Genomic DNA, 25,974 nt, shown 5'->3' with positions numbered 1-25,974 from the left:
AGCTAAGCCAGAATGCTGGGCCTGGTGTTACAGCTCCTCGAAGCCGAACTCGTCCATCGGGACGGAGGCGCCGGTGAACTCGCCGTAGCCCTCGTCGCCGTAGATCGAGTCGCCGAACGTCGGGATGGAGTACGCCGCGGAGCGCGCTGCCTCGGTCGGCTTGACCTGGATGTTGCGGTAGCGGGAAATACCCGTACCGGCCGGGATCAGCTTGCCGATGATCACGTTCTCCTTCAGGCCGATCAGCTTGTCGGAACGCTTGTTGATCGCGGCGTCCGTGAGCACGCGGGTGGTCTCCTGGAAGGAGGCCGCCGACAGCCAGGACTCCGTGGCCAGCGAGGCCTTGGTGATGCCCATGATCTCGGAGCGCATCTCCGCCGGCTCGCCGCCGTCCGCCACAGCTGCGGCGTTGACCTGGCGTGCCTCGGACAGATCCACCAGGGTGCCCGGCAGGAACTCGGTGGAACCAGAGTCGATGACGGTGCCGCGGCGCAGCATCTGGCGGATGATGATCTCGATGTGCTTGTCGTGGATGGACACACCCTGGGTGCGGTACACAGCCTGGACCTCGTCGATCAGGTGCTTTTCCACACCGCGGCGGCCGAGGACCTCGAGCACGTCGTGCGGGTCGGCAGCGCCGCGGAGCAGACGCTCGCCCACCTCGACGTGGTCGCCCTCGCGCAGGCCGCGCTCGATCATGGCCTCCGGGTTGGACTCCATCGGGCGGCGCACCTGGGCCAGGCCCTGGCGCTTGGACAGCTTCTCGTAGACCACCACGTCGGAGCCGTCGTCCGGGTGGATGGTCAGGGTCCAGAAATTGCCCTCGTCCTCGAGCGAGATGGTGCCCGCCACGGATGCGATCGGGGCGCGGTTCTTCGGCACACGGGCCTCGAACAGCTCCTGCACACGCGGCAGACCGCCGGTGATGTCGCCGCCGACGCCGCCCTGGTGGAAGGTACGCATGGTCAGCTGCGTACCCGGCTCACCAATGGACTGCGCAGCCACGATGCCGACAGCCTCGCCGATGTCCACGAGCTGGCCGGACGCCATGGACTTGCCGTAGCACTTGGCGCAGACACCGGTCGGGGTCTGGCAGGTCAGCACGGAACGGACCTTGATCTCGGTGACACCGGCGGCCACGAGCTCGTCGATACGCTCCTCGGTCAGCTCGGTGCCGGCCTCGGCGATGACCTTGTCGTCGGCGCCCTTGACGTCGGCGGCCAGGACGCGGCCGGACACGGAGGTCTCAACTAGGTCGTGGCGCACGAATGAACCGCCGGCCTCGACCGCAACCGGAACCTTGACGCCCTGGCGGGTGCCACAGTCCTCCTCGCGGACGATGACGTCCTGCGCCACGTCCACCAGACGGCGGGTGAGGTAGCCGGAGTCCGCGGTACGAAGCGCGGTATCTGCCAGGCCCTTGCGGGAACCGTGGGAGTTGTTGAAGTACTCCATCACGGACAGGCCCTCGCGGAAGGAGGTCTTGATCGGGCGGGTGATGTACTCACCACGCGAGTTCACGACCATGCCCTTCATGCCGGCCAGGGTCCAGATCTGGCGCATGTTACCGGCGGCACCGGACTTCACGATCATCGGAATCGGGTTGTCGTCCGGGTACAGGTCCTCCACGGCCTGGCCCACCTTGTTGGTGGCGTCCTGCCACAGCTCGACCAGGCGGTCGTAGCGGTTCTCCTCGGTCAGCGCACCCTTCTCCCAGAACTTGCGCTCGATGGCCTCGGCTTCCTTCTCGTACTGCTCGAGGACCTCGGTCTTGTTCGGGAGGATGAGCACGTCGGCCATGGAGATGGTCACGCCGGAACGCGTCGCCCAGTAGAAGCCGGCATCCTTCATCTTGTCCAGCACCTGCGCGACGGTGATCATCGGGTACTTCTCAACCATGGACTGGATGATGTCGCCCAGCAGCACCTTGCCGCCGCCACCGCCCTTGCGGACCATGGCGCCTTCCTGGTACGGGAAGTTGAACGGCAGCAGCTCGTTGAACATGATGCGGCCCAAGGTGGTGTCCGTCATCCAGGCCTGGCCCTTTTCCCAGCCGTCCGGGAACTGCTCGGCCTCGATCTCCGGGGTCGGACGCAGGTGGTCGATGCGCACCTTGATCGGAGCCTGCAAGCCCAAAACGCCCAGGTCGTAGGCCATGATGGCCTCACGGTAGGACGAGTAGACGCCACGGGCCGGGCCGTTGTCGTCGGCAGGTGCGTACGCGCCCTCGCCGCCGATCTCCTGCGGGCCCTTCTCCATGGTCAGGAAGTACAGGCCGGTGACCATGTCCAGGCGCGGCATCGCCAGCGGCTTGCCGGATGCCGGGGACAGGATGTTGTTCGACGACAGCATGAGCACGCGGGCCTCGGCCTGCGCTTCTGCGGACAGCGGCAGGTGGACTGCCATCTGGTCGCCGTCGAAGTCGGCGTTGAACGCCTCACAGGCCAGCGGATGCAGCTGGATGGCTTTACCCTCGACCAGCTTCGGCTCGAAGGCCTGGATACCCAGGCGGTGCAGCGTCGGTGCGCGGTTGAGCAGCACCGGGTGCTCCGAAATCGCCTCTTCCAGCACGTCCCACACCTCGGGGCGCTGGCGCTCCACCATGCGCTTGGCGGACTTGATGTTCTGCGCGTAGTCGTTGTCCACCAGGCGCTTCATCACGAACGGCTTGAACAGCTCGAGCGCCATGCGCTTCGGCAGACCGCACTCGTGCAGTTTCAGCTGCGGGCCAACGATAATCACGGAACGGCCGGAGTAGTCCACGCGCTTGCCCAGCAGGTTCTGGCGGAAGCGGCCCTGCTTGCCCTTGAGCAGGTCGGACAGGGACTTCAGCGGGCGGGTGCCCGGGCCGGTGACAGGGCGGCCGCGGCGGCCGTTGTCGAACAGGGCGTCAACGGACTCCTGCAGCATGCGCTTCTCGTTGTTCACGATGATCTCGGGCGCGCCCAGGTCGATCATGCGCTTCAAACGGTTGTTGCGGTTGATCACGCGGCGGTACAGGTCGTTCAGGTCGGAGGTGGCGAAGCGGCCACCGTCGAGCTGGACCATCGGGCGCAGCTCCGGCGGGATCACCGGGATCGCGTCCAGGATCATGCCGGCCGGGTCGTTGCCGGAGCGCTGGAACGCGGCGACGACACGCAGGCGCTTCAGGGCACGGACTTTCTTCTGGCCCTTGCCCTCGGCGATGATGCCGCGCAGCTCCTCGGCCTCGGCGTCGAGGTCGAAGTTGCGGATCAGGGTCTGGATCGCCTCCGCGCCCATACCGCCGGTGAAGTAGTCCTCGTAGCGGTCAACGAGCTCCTCGTAGAGATTCTCGTCGATGATCATCTGCTTCGGCGCGAGCTTCTGGAAGGTGGTCCAGATCTCGTCGAGGCGCTCAACCTCGCGCTCACCGGCCTCGCGCAGGTGCTGCATCTCCTTGTCGGCAGCGTTCTGCACCTTCTTGCGGGCAGCGGCGGTCGCGCCGGAAGCCTCGAGCTCTGCGAGGTCCTCCTCCAGCTTCTGCGCGCGGTCCGCGATCTCGGAGTTGGTGTCGTCCTCGACATCCTTCTTCTCCATCAACATCTCCGCCTCGAGGGTGGACATGTCGTTGTGGCGCGCCTCCTCGTCAACGGAGGTGATGATGTTCGCCGCGAAGTAGATGATGCGCTCGAGGTCCTTCGGCGCCAGGTCCAGCAGGTAGCCCAAGCGGGACGGAACGCCCTTGAAGTACCAGATGTGGGTCACCGGAGCGGCCAGCTCGATGTGGCCCATGCGCTCGCGGCGCACCTTGGACTTGGTCACCTCGACGCCGCAGCGCTCGCAGATGATGCCCTTGTAGCGGACGCGCTTGTACTTGCCGCAGGCGCACTCCCAGTCGCGGGTCGGGCCGAAGATGCGCTCGCAGAACAGGCCGTCCTTCTCCGGCTTGAGCGTGCGGTAGTTAATGGTCTCGGGCTTCTTCACCTCGCCGTGGGACCAACGGCGGATGTCGTCGGCGGTGGCCAGGCCGATGCGAAGCTCGTCGAAGAGGTTTACGTCAAACACGTAAAAATTCCTTTTCTTCTAGATGTGTGCTGTTCGTTCGTCGTGCCGTCGAAAAGCAAAAGCTTTACGACGGCTACCTGGCGCTTAGGCGGTATCCGCCGCTGCACCCTCGTCACGGGAAAGGTTGATGCCAAGCGAGGAGCCGGCCTGATCGAACTCGTCGTCGTCGCCGTCGAGCTCCATCGGGGTGCCGTCGGTGGAAAGGACCTCCACGTTCAGGCACAGGGACTGCAGCTCCTTGAGCAGCACCTTGAAGGACTCCGGGATGCCCGGATCCGGGATGTTGTCGCCCTTGACAATCGCCTCGTAGACCTTCACGCGGCCCACCACGTCATCCGACTTGATGGTCAGCAGCTCCTGCAGGGTGTAAGCGGCGCCGTATGCCTGCATCGCCCACACCTCCATCTCGCCGAAGCGCTGGCCGCCGAACTGGGCTTTACCGCCCAGCGGCTGCTGCGTAATCATGGAGTACGGGCCGGTGGAACGGGCGTGGATCTTCTCGTCCACCAGGTGGTGCAGCTTGAGCATGTACATGTAGCCGACGGAAACCGGGTACTTGTACGGCTCGCCGGAACGGCCGTCGAACAGGGTGGTCTTGCCCTCGCCGTCGACCATGACGTCGCCGTCGCGGTTCGGCTTGGAGTTTGCCAAGAGGCCTGCGATCTCGTCGTTGGTCGCGCCGTCGAACACCGGGGTTGCGGTGAGCGAATCAGCCGGCACGTCGTAGAGGTGCTCCGGCAGGGTCTCCAGCAGCTTGGCGTTTGCCGGGTCGTCCGGGTTGACGGTCCAGCCGGCCTTGGCCAGCCAGCCCAGGTGGATCTCCAGCACCTGGCCGATGTTCATACGGCGCGGCACACCGTGGGTGTTCAGGATGATGTCCACCGGGGTGCCGTCAGCCATGAACGGCATGTCTTCCTGCGGCAGGATCTTGCCCACGACACCCTTGTTGCCGTGGCGGCCGGCCATCTTGTCGCCGTCCTGGATCTTGCGCTTCTGAGCCACGTACACGCGGATCATCTCGTTGACGCCCGGGGACAGATCGTCGTCGTCCTCGCGGGAGAAGCGGCGCACAGCAATGACCTTGCCCTGCTCGCCGTGCGGCACCTTCAGGGAGGTGTCGCGCACCTCGCGGGCCTTCTCGCCGAAGATGGCGCGCAGCAGGCGCTCCTCCGGGGTCAGCTCGGTCTCGCCCTTCGGGGTGACCTTGCCCACCAGGATGTCGCCGTCGCGCACGTCCGCGCCGATGCGGATGATGCCGCGCTCGTCGAGGTCCTTGAGCACGTCCTCGGAGACGTTCGGGATCTCGCGGGTGATCTCCTCGGCGCCCAGCTTGGTGTCGCGGGCGTCAATCTCGTGCTCCTCAATGTGCACGGAGGTGAGGATGTCCTCCTCCACCACGCGCTGGTTGAGGATGATGGCGTCCTCGTAGTTGTGGCCTTCCCACGGCATGAACGCGACCAGCAGGTTGCGGCCGAGCGCCATCTCGCCGTTCTTGGTGCCCGGGCCGTCTGCGATGACCTGGCCGGCCTCGACGCGGTCGCCCGCGGAGACGATCGGGGTCTGGTTGTAGCAGGTGCCCTGGTTGGTGCGCTCGAAGGTGCGCAGCATGTAGGTGTCGCGGCCGCCCTCATCGTCCATGACGGTGATGAAGTCGCCGGTGACGTTCTCAATCACGCCGGCCTTCTTGGAGATGACGGTGTCGCCAGCGTCGTAGGCGGCGCGCTGCTCCATGCCGGTGGCCACGTAGGCGGACTCGGCGCGCAGCAGCGGCACAGCCTGCTTCTGCATGTTGGCGCCCATCAGCGCACGGTTCGCGTCGTCGTGCTCCAGGAACGGAATCATCGCGGTTGCGACGGACACCATCTGACGCGGGGAGATGTCCAGGTAGTCGACGCCCTGCGGGCCGACGACGCCGATGTCGCCGTCCTTCAGACGGACCTCGATGCGCTCGCCGGTGAGGTTGTTGTCCTTGTCCATCGGGGTCGCGGCCTCGGCGATGGCGTAGCGGTCTTCCTCATCGGCGGTGAGGTAGTCGATCTGGCCGGTGAGCTTGCCGTCGTCTACCTTCTGGTACGGCGTCTCAATAAAGCCGAACGGGTTCACGCGCGCGTAGGTGGCCAGCGCGCCGATCAGGCCGATGTTCGGGCCTTCCGGGGTCTCAATCGGGCACATGCGGCCGTAGTGGGACGGGTGCACGTCTCGCACCTCGATGCCGGCGCGCTCACGGCTCAAGCCGCCCGGGCCAAGCGCGGACAGGCGACGCTTGTGGGTCAGGCCGGACAGGGAGTTGTTCTGGTCCATGAACTGCGACAGCTGGGAGGTGCCGAAGAACTCGCGGATCGCCGCGGAGACCGGGCGCACGTTAATCAGGGACGTCGGGGTGATGGACTCCGCGTCCTGGGTGGTCATGCGCTCGCGCACGACGCGCTCCATGCGGGACAGGCCGACGCGGACCTGGTTCTGGATCAGCTCGCCCACGGTGCGCAGGCGGCGGTTGCCAAAGTGGTCGATGTCGTCGGTGTTGATCGGGATGATCTCGCCGGCCGGGGAGGTCATCTCGGTCTCGCCGGCGTGCAGGCGCACGAGGTACTCGAGCGTGGTGGCGATGTCCTCTTCGGTCAGCGTCATCAGACCGTCGTGGTCGCCGCCCAGGCCGAGCTTGCGGTTGACCTTGTAGCGGCCCACGCGGGCCAGGTCGTAGCGCTTGGCCTTGAAGAAGGAGTTCTCCAGCAACGACTGCGCCAGGTCGCGCGTCGGCTGCTCACCCGGGCGCTGCTTGCGGTAGATCTCCAGCAGCGCCTCGTCGGTGTTGGACACACCGTCGTTTTCCAGGGTGGACATCATGATCTCGGAGAAGCCGAAGCGCTCCGTGATCTGCTCGGTGGTCCAGCCCAGTGCCTTCAGCAGCACGGTGACCGGCTGGCGGCGCTTGCGGTCGATGCGCACGCCGACGGTGTCGCGCTTGTCCACGTCGAACTCCAGCCACGCGCCACGCGACGGGATGACCTTCACGGAGTGCAGCGGGCGCTCCGTGGACTTGTCGATGGTCTCGTCGAAGTACACGCCCGGGGAGCGCACCAGCTGCGAGACGACGACACGCTCAGTGCCGTTGACGATGAAGGTGCCCTTGTCCGTCATCAGCGGGAAGTCGCCGATGAACACGGTCTGGGACTTGATCTCCTGCGTGTCGTTGTTAATGAACTCCGCGGTCACGTACAGCGGCGCGGAGTAGTTGATGTCCTTGTCCTTGCACTCGTCGATCGTGTACTTCACGTCTTCGAAGCGCGGCTCGGACAGCGTCAGGCTCATGTTGCCGGAGTAGTCCTCGATCGGGGAGATCTCGTCGAGGATGTCCTCCAGGCCGGACGTGATGCGTGCATCGTCGCCGCGGTTGGCCTGCTCGCGCTCGCGCCACTCTTGCGTGCCGACGAGCCACGCAAAGGATTCGAGCTGCACATCAAGAAGCCCCGGGACGGTGATCGGCTCATTAATCTTCGCGAACGAGTAACGTTCGGGAGCCCCGGGGATATCAGCCATGTTCATGGTCTGGTCTGAGACTGCCAAGTTGGGTCCTTCCAGCACCTCTGGCGGAGGCTCACCGCACCGCGTCTGGCTTCGCGGCCCAGTGGCGTTTCCGCAGGATAAGTTAGCATTCGGTCTGCTTCGGAAGACCCGCCCCCAGAGACAACAAAATCACCTTGTCAAATCGGGTTTTTCCATTCCCGTTGCACAAGGCTCTCTATGCGTACTGGAGACGGCTTCCAGCGCAAAGAATAACCATAGAGTAATCTCCCCCGTTTGTAAAGGCTGCCCGATGCCGTCTGGGCGCCTCGTGCGGTTGCTGCCGGAAGCCTACCACCCGCCAACCGCGCGCGGTCAATCGCGACGCGCCGCACGCCCCGGCCGCAGCGCGCCCGCCAGGCCCGCAAGGGTCAGCGCCGCACCGACCCAGGCCAGCACGCGCCACAGCCCGCGGTCCGCAGCGGCGGTCTGCGCGTCAGCAACCTTCTGCACAAGCTTCTCGACGTCCTGCCGGTCCATCACCCCGTCATAGGTGACCACATTCTGCGCCCCGGTGCCCTCGGCGTCTGCGTAGTAGTCGTCCACCTTCTCGTCGATGCCCACGACAACGCCGGTCTCCTGGTCCACCAGGATCTCGCGCTCGGCGGCGTGGTGCAGGAAGGTTCGCTGCGGCTCGCCGTTGTCGTCCTCGAGCGTGAGCGTGTTGCGCGGGTCCGCGTAGCGCATGGCCACGTTCGTCGGTGCGATGTGCTGCGAGTAGCGGTACACCGTGCGCCCGGCGATCTCTTCCTCACCCGCGAACTCCGCAGGCGCCGCGCCGCGCAGCACCGGGTCGAAGACCTGGACGGTGTCCTGTGTCGCTGGGGCGGGGAAGGTCAACCACGCGCCGTCGATAGGCAATTGCGTTGCGGGCATACCCATGACCAAAAGCGCCTCCGCCGGCCCGGTCGCGGCACCCGTGACGCGATCCACGGCGTACGACCACGTCGACGCCGTGAGCAGGTCGTTGAAGTCCGAGCCGGACTCCCCCGCCCGTAGCGTGTCGCCCACGCGCACGCTCGCCGTGTCGGAATCGGACGGCTCCTGGATCTCCATGTGCAGCTGGCGCGTCACCGGCGCCGCCTCGCCGTCGCGGGTGCCGTTCGGGTCCGTGATGGTCCACGTGGCCTCCCCCAGCGCCAACGGCAGGCGGTTGCCGGAAAGCAGCACGTTCGGCGCCAACAGCCCCGCCACCACCAGTGCAGCACCGACGCCGGCGAGCAACACGGAAAGAATGCGGGAAGTGGGCAGCATGGTGGGTTACTTTACCGCACCCCAAACACGCGAAACCCCCGCCCGCCGGTTGATACCGGCGACGGGGGTGTCGTCGTCAAGCAAAAAGCTCTTACTTGAGGGTGACCTTTGCGCCAGCCTCCTCGAGCTTGGTCTTGGCAGCCTCGGCGTCGTCCTTGTTGGCGCCCTCGAGGATTGCCTTCGGAGCACCCTCGACCATTTCCTTGGCGTCCTTCAGGCCCAGGCCCGGAACCAGCTCGCGGACAACCTTGATCACGCCGATCTTCTTGTCGCCAGCGTCCTCGAGAACGACATCGAACTCGTCCTTCTCCTCAGCGGCAGCCTCGCCGCCAGCGGCCGGAGCGCCTGCAGCTGCAACAGCAACCGGAGCGGCTGCGGTCACGTCGAAGACCTCCTCGAACTCCTTCAGGAACTCGGAGAGCTCGATGAGGGTCATTTCCTTGAACTGCTCGATGAGCTCGTCCTTGGTGAGCTTAGCCATTGTGGCTTCCTTTCTGTTGTTGGGCGTTTACAGCCCGGATGTAAAAGAGTGTTTATGCGGCTTCCTGCTTGTCCTGCAGTGCAGCGACAAGGCGGGCCGTCTTGGATGCCGGAGCCTGGAACAGGCCGGCTGCCTTTGCCAAAGAGCCCTCGAATGCGCCAGCAAGCTTGGCAAGGGTGGTCTCGCGGTTGTCCATCTCGGCCAGAGCGTCGACCTGGGAAGCGTCCAGGACGTTGCCGTCCATGTAGCCGCCCTTGATCACGAACGCGTCGTGGTCCTTGTTGAACTTCTTCATCACCTTCGCAGCGTCGACAGCAGCGTCGCCCTTGATGAACGCGACGGCGGTCGGGCCGGTGAGAAGATCATCGAGACCCTCAATACCGTGCTCGTTTGCAGCGATCTTGATGAGGGTGTTCTTGGCGACGTGGTACTCGACATCGAAGCCCATATCGCCGCGCAGCTGCTGCAGCTGGCCGACGGTCAGGCCACGGTACTCAGTCAGCACGAGGGAATCCGCCTCAGCGAACTTCTCCTTCAGAACTGCAAGTTCCGCAGTGTTCTTCGGGTTTGCCATGACACACGCCTCCTTCCGATAACTTCATGTTGTTCAATCCGCCCGGAGCATCTTGCCTATCGACGTTCGCTTCGCGCGAAGCTGACGTCTATAAGCAAAAATGCCCCGTGCAGAAGCACGAGGCATACGTTGGAGTGTGCCGCGTTTCTCCTGCGTGGGTCGGCCCCGTAAGTGGAGCACCTTCGACTCCCTCACGAGAGTAACCGACGGTCTTCGGTGAAACTTGAGCTCGGCCTTTGCGGGCCGTTCAAACTTCGGTAGGGAATGCTAGCGGCTGGACGCGGGTTTAACCAAATCGCGGTTACGCGGGCTGGCGGTTACGGCGGCGGTTCTCCAGGATCTCGCCGAGCCTAGAGCCGTAGCGCGCCCAAATCGCGCCCTCTTCCGGAGTGAAACCGAGGTACTCGTCGAGGGTGAGATCCTCACTTCCGGGGGCGGATTCGTGCCAGGCATCCACCCAGTCATCGATGTCGCCCGGCTGCGCGGTGCCTTCCAGGCAGCGTTCCACAAACGTCTTAAACATCGATCCTCCTCCCTCGTTTGGCTTCTCCAATTTTTTCTCCGGTGATCGCGTCAAATACGCCGAGATGTATCCCCCGCAGGTTATAGCCCTCAATGTGGCCGTGTAAAGGGTCATACTCAAAGAGACGCTTTTCTTTGAGATCACGCCACCTGGGCGGACCGCTTCTACTCAGCCGCTCCAGTTTGTCCAAGAATCCCGGCCTCGGCCGCGGAATATAGCTCGCCATAGTTCCCTCCCCACCCGTTAGACGTTGTGGAGAGAGTTCCGGTTCCCTTGCTTTACGACGTGCTCCGCTCCACCTTCCGCAGCAATCTCGCCGCCACGACGAACAGGACGCAACCGCCGATCAGCGCCATGACGCCCACGCCAATGGCGAGGCCCGCCCAGAATCCGCCCGCGGTCGGCGACGTGTCCGCCGCCTGGCTGTCTGGCTGCGCGCCGGCTGCGTCGAGCGACGAGTGGATCCCGGTGCGGCTTCCGCCGGCGGGGTTGCGCGACGGAGCGTAATCGTCCGGCGAGGCTGGGGCTTCAGACGTTGCAGGGCTGCTGGTGGACCTCGCGGGCTTCGAGGACTTGAAGTCTTCCCGGGAGTCGGCGCTGGGCTTGCTTTTACTGGTTTGCTGGTTGCTGGGCTTGCTTGAGGGTTTGCTGGCTCGACTGCGTTCCGGCGCGCGCTGCGCCTGCGCCGCCGGTTTCGCGGAGGATGGCTCCGCTGCACGAGCCGGCGCAGCCTGAGCCGGCTCAGCCTGAGCCGGCGCAGCCTGGGCGGGTACCGGTTGCTGGGCGTGAGCGGCCTGGGCCGGCGCCGCCGGCGTTGCCAGCGTCGAAACAGCCCCTGAACCGCCTTTGCCGCCGTCGTTGGTCTTGCGCGCCAGCGGCGCGAGCGTGTCGCCGGCCTTCTTCAGCTCCTTTTCCAGCGAGCGGATGCCCTCCGCCAGCGCGCCTGGCAGCGTGAGCTTGCCCTTGCCGGCACTAGCCGCAGCGCCGGCGTCGCCGAGGCGGCCGTCGCGTGCGGCGGCGACGGCCTCGTCGCCCACGGCGAAGGTGGCCACCAGGTCCTCGGAGAAGTCCTCGCCGGAGGCGGACGTGCCGGCGAAGGTGAACGTGGCGGTGTACACGCCGGGTTCGGTGAACCCGAAGCCTTGGTGGTCGTGCGCGTTGACCGGGTACTCAAGTTGCTTGGAGGCGTCGCCGGAGTCCAGCTCCACGCGCAAACCCCGCAGGTCCTCGTGCCAGGTGTAGATGCGACCGGGCCCGGACACGTCGCGCATGGACACTGTGACCTTCGAACCTTGCGACAGCGCGTCGGCACCCACCCGGGTGGTGGAAAAACCCAGCCAAGGCAGGTTCTTCTCCTGCGCCTGCGGCAGGATCCACATCGCCTCAGGCGGCTCCGGGAAGCTTTCGCGCGCGCCTTCCGGCAGCGTCTTCTTGGCCGCGTCGGGCACGGCGAAAATGAAGCTGCCGGATTCGCGTTTGGCCTGGTTGTGGGGGTCGGAGTCGTCGATAAGCATTGCGCCTATCGACGACCCTTCGGCCACCAACGCCATATCCATATGTCCGGCCTCGATGAGCTTGCGCCGGTCCTCGGCCGCGGCGGAACCGGTGCTCGTGGGCGTTGGCGCGGTCGTGGACGTGGGCGGCGACGTGGGCGGCGACGTGGGCGGCGACGTGGGCCGCGACGTGGGCCGCGGCGCGGGCTTCGGCGACGGCTTCGCGCTCGTCGTCGGGCTGGCGGTGGTGGTTTCCTCCGTGGTGTTGGGGGTGCGCAGGTCGGTGGTGGTGCCCTCGGGGAGGCCGACGGTGGTGTCGTCGCCGACGAGCCAGTACTGGGTCACCGGCTCGGAGCGCTCCACCCCGCCGCCTTTGAGCTCGGCGCGGCCCTGCCAGGTCATCTCGTAGATGCCTGGTTCGGAAAATGTCCAGGTGAAGTGGCCGTGGCCGCCGACGTCGTAGGTGATGGTGCGCATGTCCTCGTCTGCGGAGCTAAACAGCCGCTCCGGGTCACCCACGCGCGAGGAGAAAAACACGTTGACGTCGCCGGGGCCGTCCATCTCCACCAGGTCGAAGTGCATGACGTCGTCGACGAAGTTGTCCGGGATGTCGCCCGCCTCGTGCGCGGGGTCGAACGCGCCCAGGCCCGACCAGATGGGCCGCCAGCTGTCGGTCCAGTCCGCGGACTGCGGCGCGGCCCACACGGTGCTGCCGGGCTCGCCGAGGAAGTCCAAGGAGCCGTCCTCAGGCACGGTCAAGGTGGACACGTCGTTGCCGTCGGCATCCGCGTCCGGGGCGAGGCGGAAGCAAACCTTTTCCTGGTCGGTGACCTGCTGGCCGTCCACTGCCATCACGGTGAGCTTGTCGTTTTTGTAGGTGCCGTAGAGCGCGTCGTTGTGGGAGTGGTAGAGCAGTTTGCGCCCGGCGCACGGGTGGTCGATCTTCCCCAGTTCCACGCTGTGGCCCGGGTCGCCGGGGTTGTGCTCCGAGGCCTGCGCCAGCGGCGCGGCCACGAGCGTGAGCACTGCTGCGGCTGCTGCTGCGACGAATCGCTTCACCGTTTCACCCCCTGAAGCCAGCCGGCCAGCGCACCGCGCTTCGGGGCGAACAGCCAGCTCAGCGCGAAGATGGCGGTCACGGCCAAAACGATGGTCGCGCCCGTGGGCGAGTCGTAGGACCACGCCAGCCACACCCCCATCACGCTGCCGGCCACGCCGAACGCGGCGGCGATGCACATCATCGCGCCCAGCTTGTCCGTGAACAGGCGCGCCGCGGCGGCCGGGGTGATCAGCAGGGCCACCACCAGGATGTTGCCCACCGTCTGCACCGCCAGCACCACTGCAAAAGTCACGCACAGGTACAGCGCCAGATCCAGCGCGGCGACCGGCAGGTTCATCGCCCGGGCGGTCTCCCGGTCCAGTGCCACCGCTGTGAGCCACGGGCGAAGCGCCACCACCACGGCCACGATCAGCGCGCCGGCGACGGCGTGGACGGCCAGTGTGGCGGAGCTGACGCCCGTCAGCGAGCCGAACAGGAACGAGCTGACGGAGGCGGTGTAGCCCTCCGCACGGGAGATCACCACCAGGCCGAAGGCGAACGCGGCGGTGAACACGATGCCGATCACGGAGTCCTCTTTAATGGTGCGCCGCTGCGACATCACCGCGATCAACACCGCGACGATCGCGCCGGCCACCGCCCCGCCCAGCAGCACGGAGACCTGCCACGCAAACGCCACCGCGATGCCCGGAAAGACGGCGTGCGCCACCGCGTCGCCGATAAAGGCCATGCCGCGCAGCACCACAAAACAGCCCACCACCGCGCACAGCACCGCCGCGATTACCGCGGCCGCCAGCGCGCGCGGCAGAAACGCCAGCTGGGGGTTGGCCATGTCGGCCAGGAATTGCACAAACGAAATCTCAGGCACGGGTAGCCTCCAAATGCGCTCGCACGCCGCGCAGCCACGGCGAATCCTCGTCGACGGAGAAGGTGCGGGTCCACGGGGCGTCGTCGTTAAGCTCATGCGTCGCGGCATCGGCGACGACACCGCGGTTGAACAGCACCAAGCGGTCGCAGGAATCGATGGCCTCGGCGATGTTGTGGGTGGACATGACAACGCCGAGCCCCCGGTCCACCAGGCGGCGGAACAGCCGCAGCAGATGCTCGGTGGTGGGGATGTCCAGGCCGGTAAACGGTTCGTCGAGAAGCAGCATGCCCGGTCGCCGCACCAGGGCGCGCGCGATGAGCACACGCTGGCGCTGGCCGCCGGACAGGTCGTGGATTGGGCGCGCGGCCAGGTCGGTCAGATTGACCATCGCCAAAGCTCGCTCGGCGGCGCGGTGCTCGCGCTCGCCAGCGCGGTGCCACCACGGGCGCTGGCCCAGGGTGGCGTTGAGCGTGGCGTCATAGACGTCGATGGGGAAATCCCAGGCCACGTTGTGCGCCTGCGGCACGTACCCCACCACCTTGCGCACCGGACGCCTGCCAGCGGAGACCGTCCCCGCGTCCGCGGGGATAAGGCCCAGCACCGCGCGCATGAGGGTGGTCTTGCCCGCGCCGTTTGGCCCGAGCAGGCCGACGAACTCGCCGCCGCGCAGCGTGAGGTCCACCCCGCGGAACACGTCGCGGCCCGGATACGACACCGCCAGGTCGCGCACCTCAATCCTTCTCATCGGCGGCCCCGCACAACAAACAGCGCAATCAAGGCGAGAAGCAGCACGCCCGCACCCGCCAGCAGTCCGATTTTCAGGCCGTTGTTCTGCTGCTCCGCGCCAGCCTGCCCCTCAGCCCGAAACTCACCGAACTGGGCATCCGCCGCCTCCGCCGGGTCAACACCCACGGCGATGCGCACGACCTGCTCGTCGGTGTGCACGGTGCCGTCTTGGTCCTCCACCGTCGCGCGCACCCCCACCAGGTGAGCGCCCGGCTCGGTGAACACCCAGTTGGCGTGGGTGTGCGTGTTCGGCTCCACCCACATCGACTGCGTGCCGGGCTCCTGCTCGTTCCACAGCTGCTGCGGCTCGTGGAACCCGCCGGGCTGGACAAACAGGGAGAACTGGCCCGGGCCCTCGTGTCCGCCGAACTCCAGGCTCATCCCGTTGGCGGAGCGTTCCAGAAGCGATGGCGCCTGCGAGTTCCACCCCAGCCACGGCACGCCGGCGACCTCGGTCTGCGGGATCACCCACACCTCGGCCCCCGGCTTCGCGCCGGTGAACGCGAACTGGTCGGTCTCCGGCAGGGTCTGCTTCGCGCCGTCGCCGACGGCGAAGACCACGTCCTCGAGGTGGCGCCACACGGGCGTGTCCTGCGTGTCGTCGCGCACCAGGAACTGCATTTTTCCGTCGGCGAAGACGGGCCCCAGGTCCGCGTGACCGGCGTCGATGACGGCGCGCTCGCCCAGCGGGGCGACCTGTTCGTCGGCGCCGACGACCTGCTGCAACGCCGGGTCGTTGTCCGGCACCTGCGCGGCAGCGACGGGTGCGGCCGCGATCATTGCGGCGGTGATAATGGCGGGAATCTTCATGGTTGTCCTTTCAAACATTTGCTTATCGACGCCCCATTGGCCCGCACCAGATCCACATACGTCTGCGCAGGCCCCTCCCCCGGCGGGTCCAAGGTGTCGCCCCAGATCGGGCACACCTCAACCCCGTGCGAGGCAGCGGTTTCGTTCAAAACGGGCGTTTCGTCTTCCTCGCCGTGCTCGACGAACACGGCCGGCACGCCCAGGTTGTCCAGCGTGCGCGACAACGCCATCAGATCGCGCGGGCTCGGCTCCACGCTCGGATTCGGGGTGACAAACCCGGCCACGCGCAGCCCGTAGGCGCGCGCCAGGTAGGCGTAGCCGTGGTGGGTGGTGACCAGGTTGCGGTTGGTCTCCGGGACCTGGTCGAACTGTTCGCGCACCTCCTGCGCCACCTGCTTGAGCTGAGCGCGGTAGCGCTCCGCGTTGTCGGCGTACGCGCTGGCGTGGCGCGGATCCGCCGCGGACAGCTCGTCGCGCACCACCTGCACCACCGCATCCATCGCGGCCGGGTCGTGCCAGATGTGCGGATCCAGCTCGCCGTGGACGTGGCGGCCCAGCACCGCCTGCGGCAGCAGGTACGTCTCCTCGCCCGGGTCGCCGAGAAAGCGGAACTCGCGCTGCGGCGGGATCGGCTGCAGCGTCTTCGAGGGCACCACGACCACCGTGCCCGCGGGGTCCAGGTCGCCCTCGTCGTCCGTGCGCAGGGTCAGCTGCGTGTTGTCGTTGTCGGCGACCGTGGCGATGTCCACGTGCCCGCGCTCCACCGCATGCTTGCCCGGGGCGGCCTGGGCCGGGTCCTGCCCCACCACGAGGGTGACCGTCTGCTCCGTCTGACTGCGCACCGGCGCGTCCACCGCGTCGCGCACTGAGGCGCGAAGCTTCAGTTCGTACACGCCGGGGGCGGAAAAAGCCCAGCTGACGTGGGTGTGCGCGTCCACTGGCAGCGTGGTGGCGCCACCCGTGGAGTCAAACAGCAGCTCCGGGGTGCCAAAGGTGCCGAGGATGAAGGCGGAGGCGGTGCCGGGGCCGGAGGCGTCGACAAGCTCAAGCTCCGCCACCGCCGTGCGCGGCAGATCCGCCGCAAACCGCAACCCCAGCCACACCGTGTCCAGGCTCGCGTCCTCCACCAGCGGAATCGGCGCGTAGCCGAAGCGCTGCGTCTGCTCCGCCAGCGCCACCACCCGCGCCTGCGGGCGCGCCGTCGCATCAATCGTGCGGGTCAGCGCCTGCGGCTCCAGCAACAACCCGTTGGTAAACACCGCGTCCGCGTACGCGATATCGCGCGTGTTGTGCAGCGTCGGCTCGTACGAGTGCGGGTCGGCGCCGCGGCGCATCAGCGTCTTGACCTCGGCGTTATCGCCGGCGACGTTGCGCACGACGTCCGCAAGAATGCTTGTCGACGCCACCACGTTCAGCCCCTCCTCCGCCGGAGCCTGCGCGCACCCCGCGAGCCCGGCAGCGAGCGCGCACGCGGCAAGCGCCCGCGCACGCGTCACCGCTTCGCCCCCGCGAGCAGCTTGCGGCGCAACGCCGTGTCCAGACAGCACATCGCCGCGCCAAACACCGCCACGCCGAGGCCGAGGACCGCGAACGGGACAGTCATCACCGTCGTACCGGTCTCCGCGAGAGCGTCAGGGCGCTGCTCGGGCTCCGGTTGGGGCTGAGCTTCGGCCGGGGCCGGCTTGGCTTCTTGCTTCGGGGCTTGCTTTGGAGCCTGCTTCGGGGCCGAGCTTGTCGACGCCTTGCTCGCCGGCGCCGCAGGTGCTGCGGGTGCGGCTGACGTTGCGCTCGCCTCAGAAGTTGTCGCCTGCGCCGGTGCTGCGGGCGCCGCTTCACCGTCGCCGACAACCCAGGTGTATGTGGCCTCGTTCGAGCTCGAGCCGCCGCCCTCCGCCACAACGCGCATCTGGTAGGTGCCGGGCGCGGTGAACAGCCAGTTCGCGTGCACGTGCGCCGGCTCTTCCTGGGCGATGACCGCACCGGATTCCAAACGCGTCGCACCGCCCTCAAGCACCGCATCCAGCGAGCCGAAGCTGCCCGTCTGGAACAGGTACACCTCGCCGGGGCCGGTGACCTCGACGAACTCCAGGTCAATCGCGCCGACATCGCGCGCGCCCTGCGTGTCCCAACCCGGCCAAATCAGATCCGAGCGCTGCGTCTGCGGCAGCAGGTATCCGGCCTTGCCGATCTCCGGGACCTCGGCGGTGCGATCGGTGTACGCATCCTTGCCGACGACTAACTCCACGTCTTCCGGCGCCCTCCGCACGTGGGTGCCGGTGGCGTCCTCCTTCAGGTCCAGGGTGAGCTCGCCGCCGTCCGCGGTGACGTTGAACGCGTCGATGTGGCCGCGATCCAGGCGTTCAACCTGTGCGCTTGCTGGGGTGACGCCAAGCAACGCGAGTAGAAACACCGCCAAGCTAATGAAAACTTTTTTCAACACTTAATGGAGATTAGTTTCAATAGCGTTTGGCGCGGGAACGCTACCCCCATCACGGGGAAAACGCAAGGGTCTTCCCCGGCTGTGGACAACTTTGGGGCTGGTGTGGCGAGTTGTCCACAGATTTCGGTTCGGGGGTTGTGTGGGGTTGCGTTGTGTTTAGTGTTCGTGGCATGAACCCGTTCGACGCATTCATTCAGGCGATGGCCGCAGCATCCATGGAGACACTGCGGCACTTCGACCTGTCTGTTGCGCTGGGCGCCGGGATGGCGCCGGATCGGGCACGGGCGTGGGACGCAATGCAGAAGGTGTACTACGGGCCGACCAAGTTCACCCGCAAACAAGCTGTGGCAGCACAGAAGGCCCGCGGGTTCTCCCTGGACGAGCTCGCGCTGATCGAACGCCGCGTCGGGGGCGTGAAAGATCTTGGTGAGCGGTGGCGGCTGCGCCTCGCCTTGCTGGACGTCACCGGCGGATACCGCGCGATCGAACGCGCCGCACGAGAGCTGGTGCCCCGCGACGATGACACCCCGAAAAAGCAACAGGTCGCGTTCTCCGCACCGAGAAACGGCCGGGCGCGCATCACCATCGACACCACCGACCGCAAAGCCGCAGACCTCGAGCACCGCCTGCGCCAAGACATCGACGCCACACAGCCGGCCGCAGCCCAGATGGAGGAGGCGTTTTGGCGCATCGTCGAAGGCAAAACCGGCGGGGTCGTCGCCGCGGCACCACGCCCGATCGTGATGGTGCCGATTTCGGAGCACGCGCGCATCATGGCGGGTGACGGCGACGACGTCATCCTCACCTTGACTGACGGCACCACCATGACCGGGGCGGAGTACATGCAGCAAGAGTTCGGCGACACCTTGGAGGTTGCCGCCTTCCACCCGGAGGAAGGCGCGGTGAACCTCTACGACACCGAGCGCTTCGCCAACCAGAAACAACGCGACCTCGCCTGCATGGTCTCACCCGTGTGCGCCTTCCCAGGCTGCAGGCACGGGGCGTTGGGCTCCGAGATCCACCACGTGGATGCGTGGAAACACGGCGGCTACACCAACATGAACAACCTCGTGCCGCTGTGCCGCTACCACAACCGGGTCAACGACGACGACCCCTGGCGCAAGAGCCGCGGCCGCATCACCATGATCAGAGGCGCACCCTGGTGGATCTCACCGCGGGGATACCACCTGAGAAACACCGACCGCGGAGCACTCGACCAACTCTTCGGACCCCGAAGCACACCCCTGCCCTAACAACGCGAAACGCCGCCGCCCAACAACGGACGACGGCGATTCGGCGCGCGCGAAAGAAGACGAACTACTTGGTGGCGTAGTTCTTCTCCACGGAGGTGTCCACCGGAACACCCGGGCCCTGGGTAGCGGAGACGGTGATCTTCTTCAGGTAGATGCCCTTGGCGGACGCCGGCTTCAGGCGGATGACCTCGTCGAGCAGCGCGCCGTAGTTCTCAGCGAGCTGCTCCGGGGTAAACGACGCCTTGCCGATGATGGCGTGCAGGTTGGACGCCTTGTCCACGCGGAAGGCGATCTTGCCGCCCTTGGAGTCGGCGACAGCCTTAGCCACGTCCGGGGTGACGGTGCCGGTCTTCGGGTTCGGCATCAGACCACGCGGGCCCAGCACGCGGGCGACGCGGCCGACCTTGGCCATCTGGTCCGGCGTAGCGATAGCCACGTCGAAGTCGATGGTGCCTGCGTTGATCTGCTCGATCAGCTCGTCGGTGCCGACGATGTCCGCGCCAGCCTCCTGCGCCTTGGTTGCGTTCTCGCCCTCGGCGAAGACAGCGACGCGGACGGTCTTACCGGTGCCGTGCGGCAGGTTGACGGTGCCGCGAACCATCTGGTCGGCCTTGCGCGGGTCGACGGACAGGCGCATTGCAACGTCGATGGTTGCGTCGTACTTGTCGGAGGAGGTCTCCTTCGCAAGCGTGACGGCGTCGAGCGGGTGGTAGAAGCTGTCGCGGTCGACCTTCGCCAGCTGCTCGATGTAGTGCTTGGACTTCTTAGCCATGTTGGGTTCCTTTCAGGAGCTGTGGTTTGCGGGCCTGGCTAAAGGCCCTTCCACGCGAAGCTTTTTACTTCTCGACGTCAATACCCATGGAACGGGCGGTACCAGCGATGATCGCAGCACCTGCCTCGATGTCGCGGGCGTTGAGGTCGTTCTTCTTGGTCTCGGCGATCTCCTTGCACTGCTCCCAGGTGACCTTGCCAACCTTGTCAGTGTGCGGGACGCCGGAGCCCTTCTTCAGGCCTGCAGCCTTCAGCAGCAGCGACGCTGCCGGCGGGGACTTCAGGATGAAGTCGAAGGAGCGGTCTTCGTAGACCGTGATCTCCACCGGCACGATGTTGCCGCGCATGGACTCGGTTGCGGCGTTGTAGGCCTTGGTGAACTCGACGATGTTGACGCCGTGCGCACCCAGGGCCGGACCGACCGGCGGGGCCGGGTTGGCCATGCCTGCTTCGATCTGCAGCTTGATCAGGCCGGTGACCTTCTTCTTTGCCATCGCAGTACCTCCTAGTTACAGCACCCGCAGCCACGATGAGCTGCCGCGGGGCTTCCGGATGCCGGGGGTAGACCCAGCCACCGGGGATTTACAAGAATTGAAAACGTCGCGCGTGCGTGCACGCGCGACGAATTAGGATACGCCGTGAGGACGTCGAGAAGCAAAACGCTCCTACATGATGCGCTCGATCTGGTCGGCGGTCAGCTCCACCGGGGTCTCGCGGCCGAAGATGGACACCAGCGCCTCGATCTTGCCGGTCTCCGGGTCGATCGCGTTGATGGTGGCGGACACGCTCGCCAGCGCGCCGGAGAGGATCGTGACAGCCTCGCCAACCTTGTAGTCGTGCGCGAGCTTCTTCGGCGCCTCTTCCTCCGGCATCGCCACGACGGTCTCGCCCTCGGCGTTGACCTCCGGCTTCGCGCCGGTTGCGGCGGACTTGGGAAGCAAGAACTTTGCGACGTCCCGGTGCTTCACCGGCGTCGCATTACCCTCGTTGCCCACGAACGAGGTCACACCCGGGGTCTCGCGGACCACGGACCAGGCAGCATCGTTCATGTCCATGCGCACGAGCACGTAGCCCGGCAGAAGCTTACGCTTGACCAGCTTCTTCTTGCCGTCCTTGTTCTCGATGGCCTGCTCGATGGGCACGACAACCTCGTAGATGGAGTCCTCGACCTCGAGGGTCTGGGAGCGCATCTCCAGGTTGGTCTTTACCTTGTTTTCGTAGCCGGAGTAGGACTGGATGATGTACCAGTCGCCCGGCTGCTTCTTCAGCTCGCGGGTGTACTCGCGCAGGCGGCGCTTGTACTCGCTGTCGGAATCGGCGTCTGCCTCGGCGCCGGTGTCGCCCTCGGCGGCCTCGATGGTGTTCAGGTCGGTCTCCTGGACCGGCTCCTCCACCGCGCCCTCGGCTGCGGCGTCGGCGCTACTGTCGCTCTCCTCGTCGGAGGAGTCACCGCCTTCGGTGCCGGCCGGGTCGTCGTCGCCGCCGTTCAGGGCCGGGTCGGTGGACGGCTGCACGGGCGCGCCCTCGTCGATCATTTCCTGCTCGTTGTTCTCGATTGCGCCTTCAACGTCTTTGTTTGCCTCAGTCATGGGTGTGTCTCCTCATCCGTCGAAACGTGTGCGCCCCAGGGTACCGGGGCAAAAATTATCCCGCCCTCCTCGGCGTCCGAGGCGGCGGGAAAAGTTTGTGCGCGTTGAATTGTACCTAGCGGATGAAGATCCAGCGAATCAGCCAGGATGCCAGCGCGTCGGTGCCCCACACGAAGATGGTCAGCACGATCAGGAACGCGAACACGATGAGGGTGTAGTTGAGCATCTGCTTGCCGGTCGGCCAGATGACTTTGTTCATCTCGGAGACGACTTCACCCGGGAAGGCGGCGACGCTGGAGCCGTCCTTCTCGTCCGCGTCGTCGGCGACGGGGGCACGCTTCGCTTCGTAGCCCTCGGAGGAAACGGGAGAAGCCCCACGCAGCTGACGCTTGCCGGTCGGCTGTGCGGGGTTTTGACCGTTGGGGTTAGTCACAAAAACTCCTCCAGGTTGTTTTGGCAGGGGCGACAGGACTCGAACCTGCAACCTACGGTTTTGGAGACCGTTGCGCTACCAATTGCGCCACGCCCCTAGGGCACTCGTTCAAGTGCGCCTAACCCTACCACGGTCACCTTTCAGCTCCCGTTTGAGGTGAGTAGCGATGGAGAGAATTGAACTCTCGACACAGCGATTATGAGTCGCTTGCTCTACCACTGAGCTACACCGCCCTGGTGCTCGCCGGGCCAAAAGGCCCTAGCAAACAACAGAGCCCCCTGACAGAATCGAACTGTCGACCTTTTCCTTACCATGGAAACGCTCTGCCGACTGAGCTAAGGGGGCACAGCCTCTGTGTTGTGGATCTTCGCTTTCGCTCTGACCCGCTCCGTTGAAGCCTTGGAAAGATTAACCTGATGTTGTTTTCAAACACAAATCGCCAGGCAGTTGCGGGTTTTTTAGGCGGTTACGGTGCGCACTTTAGGCGTCGTGAAGCAATTGCTTAACGACGAAACCCCGCCGGTGAAACCGACGGGGTTTGTGTGTGGTGCCAGGTAGAAGATTCGAACTTCTGAAGGCAATGCCGGCGGATTTACAGTCCGCTCCCTTTGGCCGCTCGGGCAACCTGGCGAGCACGTTCAAAGTGCGGGATTTACTCTACAACACGCTCCCGCGATCGGTGCAAATCGGCAGGTTAACCGACCCGTTCGACGGTCATGCGGGTCATGGTGCGAAGCGCTTCGCGGGCGGGGCCTTCCGGCAGGGCGTCGAGTTCGCGCTCCACTGTCTCCACGTAGCCGCGCACCGTCTCCAGGGCGCGCTCGCGCCCGCGGGTTTGGCCGAGGAGTTCCAGGGCGCGGGCGACGTCGGCGTCGTCGGTGAGCGGGCCGGTGAGCAGGCCGCGCAGCTCCTCGCCGGCGGGCGAGTCCTCCTTCAGCGCGTAGAGCACCGGCAGGGTGAACACACCCTCGCGCAGGTCGGTGCCGGGGGTCTTCCCGGACTGCTCGGGGTCGGAGAAGATGTCGATGATGTCGTCGACGATCTGGAAGATCATGCCCACCGCGTCGCCGATGCGGGAGCAGCGCTCCACCACCTCGTCGGAGGCGCCGGCGTGGCGCGCGCCCAGGTAGGCGGCGGAGGAGATGAGCACACCGGTCTTTTCCTCGATGACCTTCAGGTAGTGCTCCACCGGGTCCGCCGCGCCCGTGCCGTCCGCGCCGACGGTTTCGCGCATCTGGCCGGTGACCAGCTCGGAGAAGGTGTCCGCGAAGTGGGCCACGGTGTCCAGGTCCATCAGGCTCATCTGCCGCGACGCGTGGGCGAACAGGATGTCGCCGGCGAGGATGGCCACGGTGTTGGTCCAACGGGTGTTGGCGGATTCCACGCCGCGGCGGCGCTCGGCTTCGTCCATGACGTCGTCGTGGTAGAGCGTGGCTAGGTGCACCATCTCGGTCGCCGCGGCGCCGCGGATGACGTTCTCAGCGCCGGGGTTCGGCCCGAACTCGCTGCACAGCAGCGCCATCATGGGGCGGAAGCGTTTGCCGCCGGCTTTGGCCAGGTGGGTGACTTTGTCGGTGAGGAAGCTCTCCCCGCGGGAAAGTTCCGTAATCAGCAGCTCCTCCACCGCTTCGAGCCCGGTGTTGAGCCGGGTGTTGAGCGCGTCGTCGCCCAGGTCCAGGTTGAATCCGTGGCGCGGTGACGGAGTGGTGCCGTACGTCATAGATAACGTCCTTGCAGGTTGGATGGGCCCATGTGTAACGCACTAACCGTAGCCCAATTACCCCGCCGGGTGCACTTGCGGGTGGCGCTGGCAGAATGTGGCGCGTGAGTGAGTTGTTCGACCTCGTCGTTGTGGGCGCAGGCCCTGCGGGTTCCGCCGCCGCGATCGCCGCGCAAAGGGCCGGCATGAGCACCCTGCTTCTCGACGCGCAATCCCCCCGCCGCGACAAAACCTGCGGGGACGGGCTCACGCCGCGCGCCGTCGATACGCTTGTGCGCCTGGGGCTGGAGGTGCCCGCGTACCGCAACAAAGGGCTGAAGCTGCACGGCTTCGGCGGCGATGTGGTCGCGCCGTGGCCGCGCGGCGAGGGGTCCGCGTCCCCGCGCGCGAGATTCGACGCGATGCTTGTCGACGAAGCTTCGCTCGCCGGCGCCACCGTCCGCCACAACTGCGCCGCGACGGGGGTGCGTTTCAGCGGTTCCGCGATCAGCGCGGTGGAGACCGAGCAGGGGGTGGTCCGCGCCCGCTGGGTGATTGTCGCGGACGGGGTGCGCTCCCCCTTCGGCAAGCTGCTGGGGCGTACGTGGCACCGCGGGCAGGTCTACGGTATCGCGGCGCGCTCCTACTGCACGTCTCCGTATGCGGACGAGCCGTGGATGCACTCGCACGTGGAGCTCCGCGACGCCGACGGGGTGATCCAGCCCGGCTACGGCTGGATCTTCCCACTCGGCGACGGCACCGTGAACCTCGGCTGCGGCGCACTGTCCACGGACGCGCGCCCGGCGAAGGTGAACACGAAGAAGCTGCTCGCCCTGTACGCCTCGCAGCAGCGCGAGGCGTGGCAGCTCGGCCCAGAACAGGCCGTGGCCTCGGCGCTGCTGCCGATGGGCGGGGCGGTGTCCAACGTGGCGGGCCCGAACTGGGCGCTGATCGGCGACGCGGCGGCGTGCGTGAACCCGCTCAACGGCGAGGGCATCGACTACGGACTGGAAACGGCGGTCGCCGCCGTCGAGCTGATCGCAGGCGGCGGCGACCTGACGCTCGCGTGGCCGGCGCTTCTGCGCGAGCACTACGGCGAGGCGTTCACCCTGGCCCGCACCCTGGCGCGTCTGCTCACCTACCCGCAGTTTTTGCCGCTGGCGGGACCGGTGGCGCTGCGCGGGCTGGGCGGGCGTTACCTCATGCCGGTGGCGGCGCGGCTGATGGGCAACCTCGTGGCTGAGGAGGACACGGACCTCGTCGCAAGGCTGTGGCGTATGGCCGGTAAGGGCGCGCGGGCGGTGTCGGGCGACCAGCCGCTTTGGGACGTGCGCTAGGCAGGCTTGACCGCGCTGTGCAGCGCGACAATACCGCCGGTGAGGTTCTGCCAGCCAGCATCGGCCCAACCGTTGGCGTTGATCGCCGCGGCGAGCTCCTCCTGGCCCGGCCAGGCGCGGATGGATTCGGCGAGGTACTCGTAGGCCTCCGCGTTGGAGGAAAACAGCTTCGCCAGCGCTGGCACCGCCAGCGGCAGGTACTCCTTGTACAGGGTGCGGAAACCCGGCACCACGGGGGTGGAGAACTCGTTGACGGCCAGACGCCCGCCCGGCTTGGTCACGCGCGCCATCTCGCGCAGGCCCGCCTCGAAGTCGTGGACGTTGCGCAGGCCGTAGGAGATGGTCACCGCGTCGAAGGTCTCGTCGGCGAACGGCAGGTGCATCGCGTCGCCGACGACCTTGGGCACGTCGCGGTCCTTGCCGGCGGCGAGCATGCCCTGGGAAAAGTCGCAGGCCACCACCCACGCGCCGGACTTGCCCAGCTCCACGGTGGACACGGCGGTGCCGGCGGCCAGATCGAGCACGAGCTCGCCGGGCTTTAAGTCCAGGCGCTCGCGGGTGCGACGTCGCCAGTACTTGTCCAAGCCGAACGACAGCACGGTGTTCGTCGTATCGTACTTCGCGCCGACATCGTCGAACATCCCCGCGACGTCGAAGGGCTTTTTCTCCAGATCCGCTTTGGCCATGGTGCGCAAGTCTACTTTGCCACCCACAAACGGAGGCCGTACGACAACTCAACACTTGCAAGTTCGGCGCGCCGAACTTTATTATTCGCCGGTATGGGACTTGATGACTCCAACATGGGCGCATGGCTCGAAGCCATCGCATTGTTCGAGACCGCACGCGAAGGCGACTACCTCGCGTCCGCGCGGCTCGTGCGCTCGAGCGCCAACCCGGAAGACGTCACGCTCAACCTGATGCGGCTGCTCGCCGTCTACCTGCGCGACGAATCCCCGGAAAAGCTCGACCGATTCATTGCCACGTCCCACCGCGTCGGCCCGCCGCCGCTTCTCTAACCG

The 25,974-nt window shown here is 66.3% G+C and carries 22 protein-coding genes and 4 tRNA genes; 3 read left to right on the top strand and 23 right to left on the bottom strand.

The window, feature by feature from the left end; all coding sequences use genetic code 11:
- Positions 1–27: 27 nt before the first annotated feature.
- From MHX64_RS04465 to MHX64_RS04410, 13 genes are all read right to left on the bottom strand, one after another.
- Positions 28–4,026, bottom strand: coding sequence for a DNA-directed RNA polymerase subunit beta' (locus MHX64_RS04465; protein WP_239355874.1), 3,999 nt, complete (start codon positions 4,024–4,026; stop codon positions 28–30).
- Positions 4,027–4,110: 84 nt separating this feature from the next.
- Positions 4,111–7,608 (bottom strand): DNA-directed RNA polymerase subunit beta, encoded by a 3,498-nt coding sequence (locus tag MHX64_RS04460; protein ID WP_239355875.1) that lies wholly within the window; start codon positions 7,606–7,608, stop codon positions 4,111–4,113.
- Positions 7,609–7,902: 294 nt separating this feature from the next.
- Positions 7,903–8,841: a DUF3068 domain-containing protein gene (locus tag MHX64_RS04455; protein ID WP_239355876.1), complete on the bottom strand. Its 939-nt coding sequence runs from the start codon at positions 8,839–8,841 to the stop codon at positions 7,903–7,905.
- Between the two features lie 91 nt (positions 8,842–8,932).
- A complete protein-coding gene (gene rplL, locus MHX64_RS04450) occupies positions 8,933–9,322 on the bottom strand; it encodes a 50S ribosomal protein L7/L12 (protein WP_181889774.1) in 390 nt (129 codons plus the stop codon).
- Positions 9,323–9,374: 52 nt separating this feature from the next.
- Positions 9,375–9,896, bottom strand: coding sequence for a 50S ribosomal protein L10 (gene rplJ, locus MHX64_RS04445; protein WP_239306526.1), 522 nt, complete (start codon positions 9,894–9,896; stop codon positions 9,375–9,377).
- A gap of 301 nt (positions 9,897–10,197) precedes the next feature.
- Positions 10,198–10,419 carry a hypothetical protein gene (locus tag MHX64_RS04440; protein ID WP_239355877.1) on the bottom strand — a complete coding sequence of 74 codons (222 nt, stop codon included), beginning with the start codon at positions 10,417–10,419 and terminating at the stop codon, positions 10,198–10,200.
- Positions 10,412–10,645 carry a colicin E3/pyocin S6 family cytotoxin gene (locus tag MHX64_RS12055; RefSeq protein ID WP_181889771.1) on the bottom strand — a complete coding sequence of 78 codons (234 nt, stop codon included), beginning with the start codon at positions 10,643–10,645 and terminating at the stop codon, positions 10,412–10,414. Before MHX64_RS12055 ends, MHX64_RS04440 begins: the two co-directional genes overlap by 8 nt.
- Positions 10,646–10,697: 52 nt before the next feature.
- On the bottom strand, positions 10,698–12,971 hold the full coding sequence (locus tag MHX64_RS04435; protein WP_239355878.1) for a choice-of-anchor M domain-containing protein: 2,274 nt from the start codon (positions 12,969–12,971) through the stop codon (positions 10,698–10,700).
- Positions 12,968–13,837 (bottom strand): anchored repeat-type ABC transporter permease subunit, encoded by an 870-nt coding sequence (locus MHX64_RS04430; protein WP_269952415.1) that lies wholly within the window; start codon positions 13,835–13,837, stop codon positions 12,968–12,970. The genes MHX64_RS04435 and MHX64_RS04430 overlap by 4 nt, the downstream gene beginning before the upstream one ends.
- The gene (locus MHX64_RS04425; RefSeq protein ID WP_239355879.1) at positions 13,830–14,582 is read right to left on the bottom strand and encodes an anchored repeat-type ABC transporter ATP-binding subunit; all 753 of its coding nucleotides are present in this window, start codon (positions 14,580–14,582) and stop codon (positions 13,830–13,832) included. Before MHX64_RS04425 ends, MHX64_RS04430 begins: the two co-directional genes overlap by 8 nt.
- Entirely contained in the window at positions 14,579–15,433 is an 855-nt protein-coding gene (locus MHX64_RS04420) for a choice-of-anchor M domain-containing protein (protein WP_239306522.1), read from the bottom strand. Before MHX64_RS04420 ends, MHX64_RS04425 begins: the two co-directional genes overlap by 4 nt.
- Positions 15,430–16,929 carry an anchored repeat ABC transporter, substrate-binding protein gene (locus MHX64_RS04415; RefSeq protein ID WP_239355880.1) on the bottom strand — a complete coding sequence of 500 codons (1,500 nt, stop codon included), beginning with the start codon at positions 16,927–16,929 and terminating at the stop codon, positions 15,430–15,432. Before MHX64_RS04415 ends, MHX64_RS04420 begins: the two co-directional genes overlap by 4 nt.
- Positions 16,926–17,870, bottom strand: a complete 945-nt coding sequence (locus tag MHX64_RS04410; RefSeq protein ID WP_181890046.1) for a choice-of-anchor M domain-containing protein — start codon at positions 17,868–17,870, stop codon at positions 16,926–16,928. The genes MHX64_RS04415 and MHX64_RS04410 overlap by 4 nt, the downstream gene beginning before the upstream one ends.
- 173 nt (positions 17,871–18,043) lie before the next feature.
- On the opposite strand from MHX64_RS04410, the gene MHX64_RS04405 reads away from it, so the two are divergent.
- Entirely contained in the window at positions 18,044–19,126 is a 1,083-nt protein-coding gene (locus MHX64_RS04405; protein ID WP_239355882.1) for an HNH endonuclease signature motif containing protein, read from the top strand.
- Positions 19,127–19,190: 64 nt separating this feature from the next.
- Here MHX64_RS04405 and rplA read toward each other — a convergent pair whose 3' ends face one another.
- The 9 genes from rplA to MHX64_RS04360 all read right to left on the bottom strand — a co-directional run bounded on the left by rplA (position 19,191) and on the right by MHX64_RS04360 (position 23,639).
- On the bottom strand, positions 19,191–19,898 hold the full coding sequence (rplA, locus tag MHX64_RS04400; protein ID WP_239355883.1) for a 50S ribosomal protein L1: 708 nt from the start codon (positions 19,896–19,898) through the stop codon (positions 19,191–19,193).
- A 64-nt stretch (positions 19,899–19,962) separates the two neighbouring features.
- On the bottom strand, positions 19,963–20,391 hold the full coding sequence (gene rplK, locus MHX64_RS04395) for a 50S ribosomal protein L11 (RefSeq protein ID WP_034997189.1): 429 nt from the start codon (positions 20,389–20,391) through the stop codon (positions 19,963–19,965).
- Between the two features lie 171 nt (positions 20,392–20,562).
- The gene (nusG, locus tag MHX64_RS04390) at positions 20,563–21,486 is read right to left on the bottom strand and encodes a transcription termination/antitermination protein NusG (RefSeq protein ID WP_239355884.1); all 924 of its coding nucleotides are present in this window, start codon (positions 21,484–21,486) and stop codon (positions 20,563–20,565) included.
- 115 nt (positions 21,487–21,601) lie between these two features.
- Positions 21,602–21,919: a preprotein translocase subunit SecE gene (gene secE, locus MHX64_RS04385; protein WP_181889763.1), complete on the bottom strand. Its 318-nt coding sequence runs from the start codon at positions 21,917–21,919 to the stop codon at positions 21,602–21,604.
- Between the two features lie 21 nt (positions 21,920–21,940).
- A tRNA-Trp gene (locus MHX64_RS04380) sits at positions 21,941–22,016 on the bottom strand.
- A 64-nt stretch (positions 22,017–22,080) separates the two neighbouring features.
- Positions 22,081–22,152, bottom strand: a tRNA-Met gene (locus MHX64_RS04375).
- 39 nt (positions 22,153–22,191) lie between these two features.
- Positions 22,192–22,264: transfer RNA gene (locus tag MHX64_RS04370), tRNA-Thr, on the bottom strand.
- 200 nt (positions 22,265–22,464) lie between these two features.
- Positions 22,465–22,549: transfer RNA gene (locus tag MHX64_RS04365), tRNA-Tyr, on the bottom strand.
- A 64-nt stretch (positions 22,550–22,613) separates the two neighbouring features.
- Positions 22,614–23,639, bottom strand: a complete 1,026-nt coding sequence (locus tag MHX64_RS04360) for a polyprenyl synthetase family protein (RefSeq protein WP_239355885.1) — start codon at positions 23,637–23,639, stop codon at positions 22,614–22,616.
- A 95-nt stretch (positions 23,640–23,734) separates the two neighbouring features.
- Here MHX64_RS04360 and MHX64_RS04355 point away from each other — a divergent pair, with 95 nt between their 5' ends.
- Positions 23,735–24,955, top strand: a complete 1,221-nt coding sequence (locus tag MHX64_RS04355) for a geranylgeranyl reductase family protein (protein ID WP_370642063.1) — start codon at positions 23,735–23,737, stop codon at positions 24,953–24,955.
- Here MHX64_RS04355 and MHX64_RS04350 read toward each other — a convergent pair.
- A complete protein-coding gene (locus MHX64_RS04350) occupies positions 24,952–25,641 on the bottom strand; it encodes a demethylmenaquinone methyltransferase (RefSeq protein WP_239355887.1) in 690 nt (229 codons plus the stop codon). The genes MHX64_RS04355 and MHX64_RS04350 overlap by 4 nt on opposite strands.
- A gap of 93 nt (positions 25,642–25,734) precedes the next feature.
- On the opposite strand from MHX64_RS04350, the gene MHX64_RS04345 reads away from it, so the two are divergent.
- Entirely contained in the window at positions 25,735–25,971 is a 237-nt protein-coding gene (locus MHX64_RS04345; RefSeq protein WP_239355888.1) for a hypothetical protein, read from the top strand.
- The last annotated feature ends 3 nt before the right edge of the window (positions 25,972–25,974 follow it).

This window comes from Corynebacterium sp. ACRPZ, from assembly GCF_022346205.1.
In the GTDB taxonomy this organism is placed as follows: domain Bacteria; phylum Actinomycetota; class Actinomycetes; order Mycobacteriales; family Mycobacteriaceae; genus Corynebacterium; species Corynebacterium lehmanniae.
The sequence above is the reverse complement of the archived record's forward strand: the minus strand, read 5'-3'. Positions and strand labels throughout refer to the sequence as shown.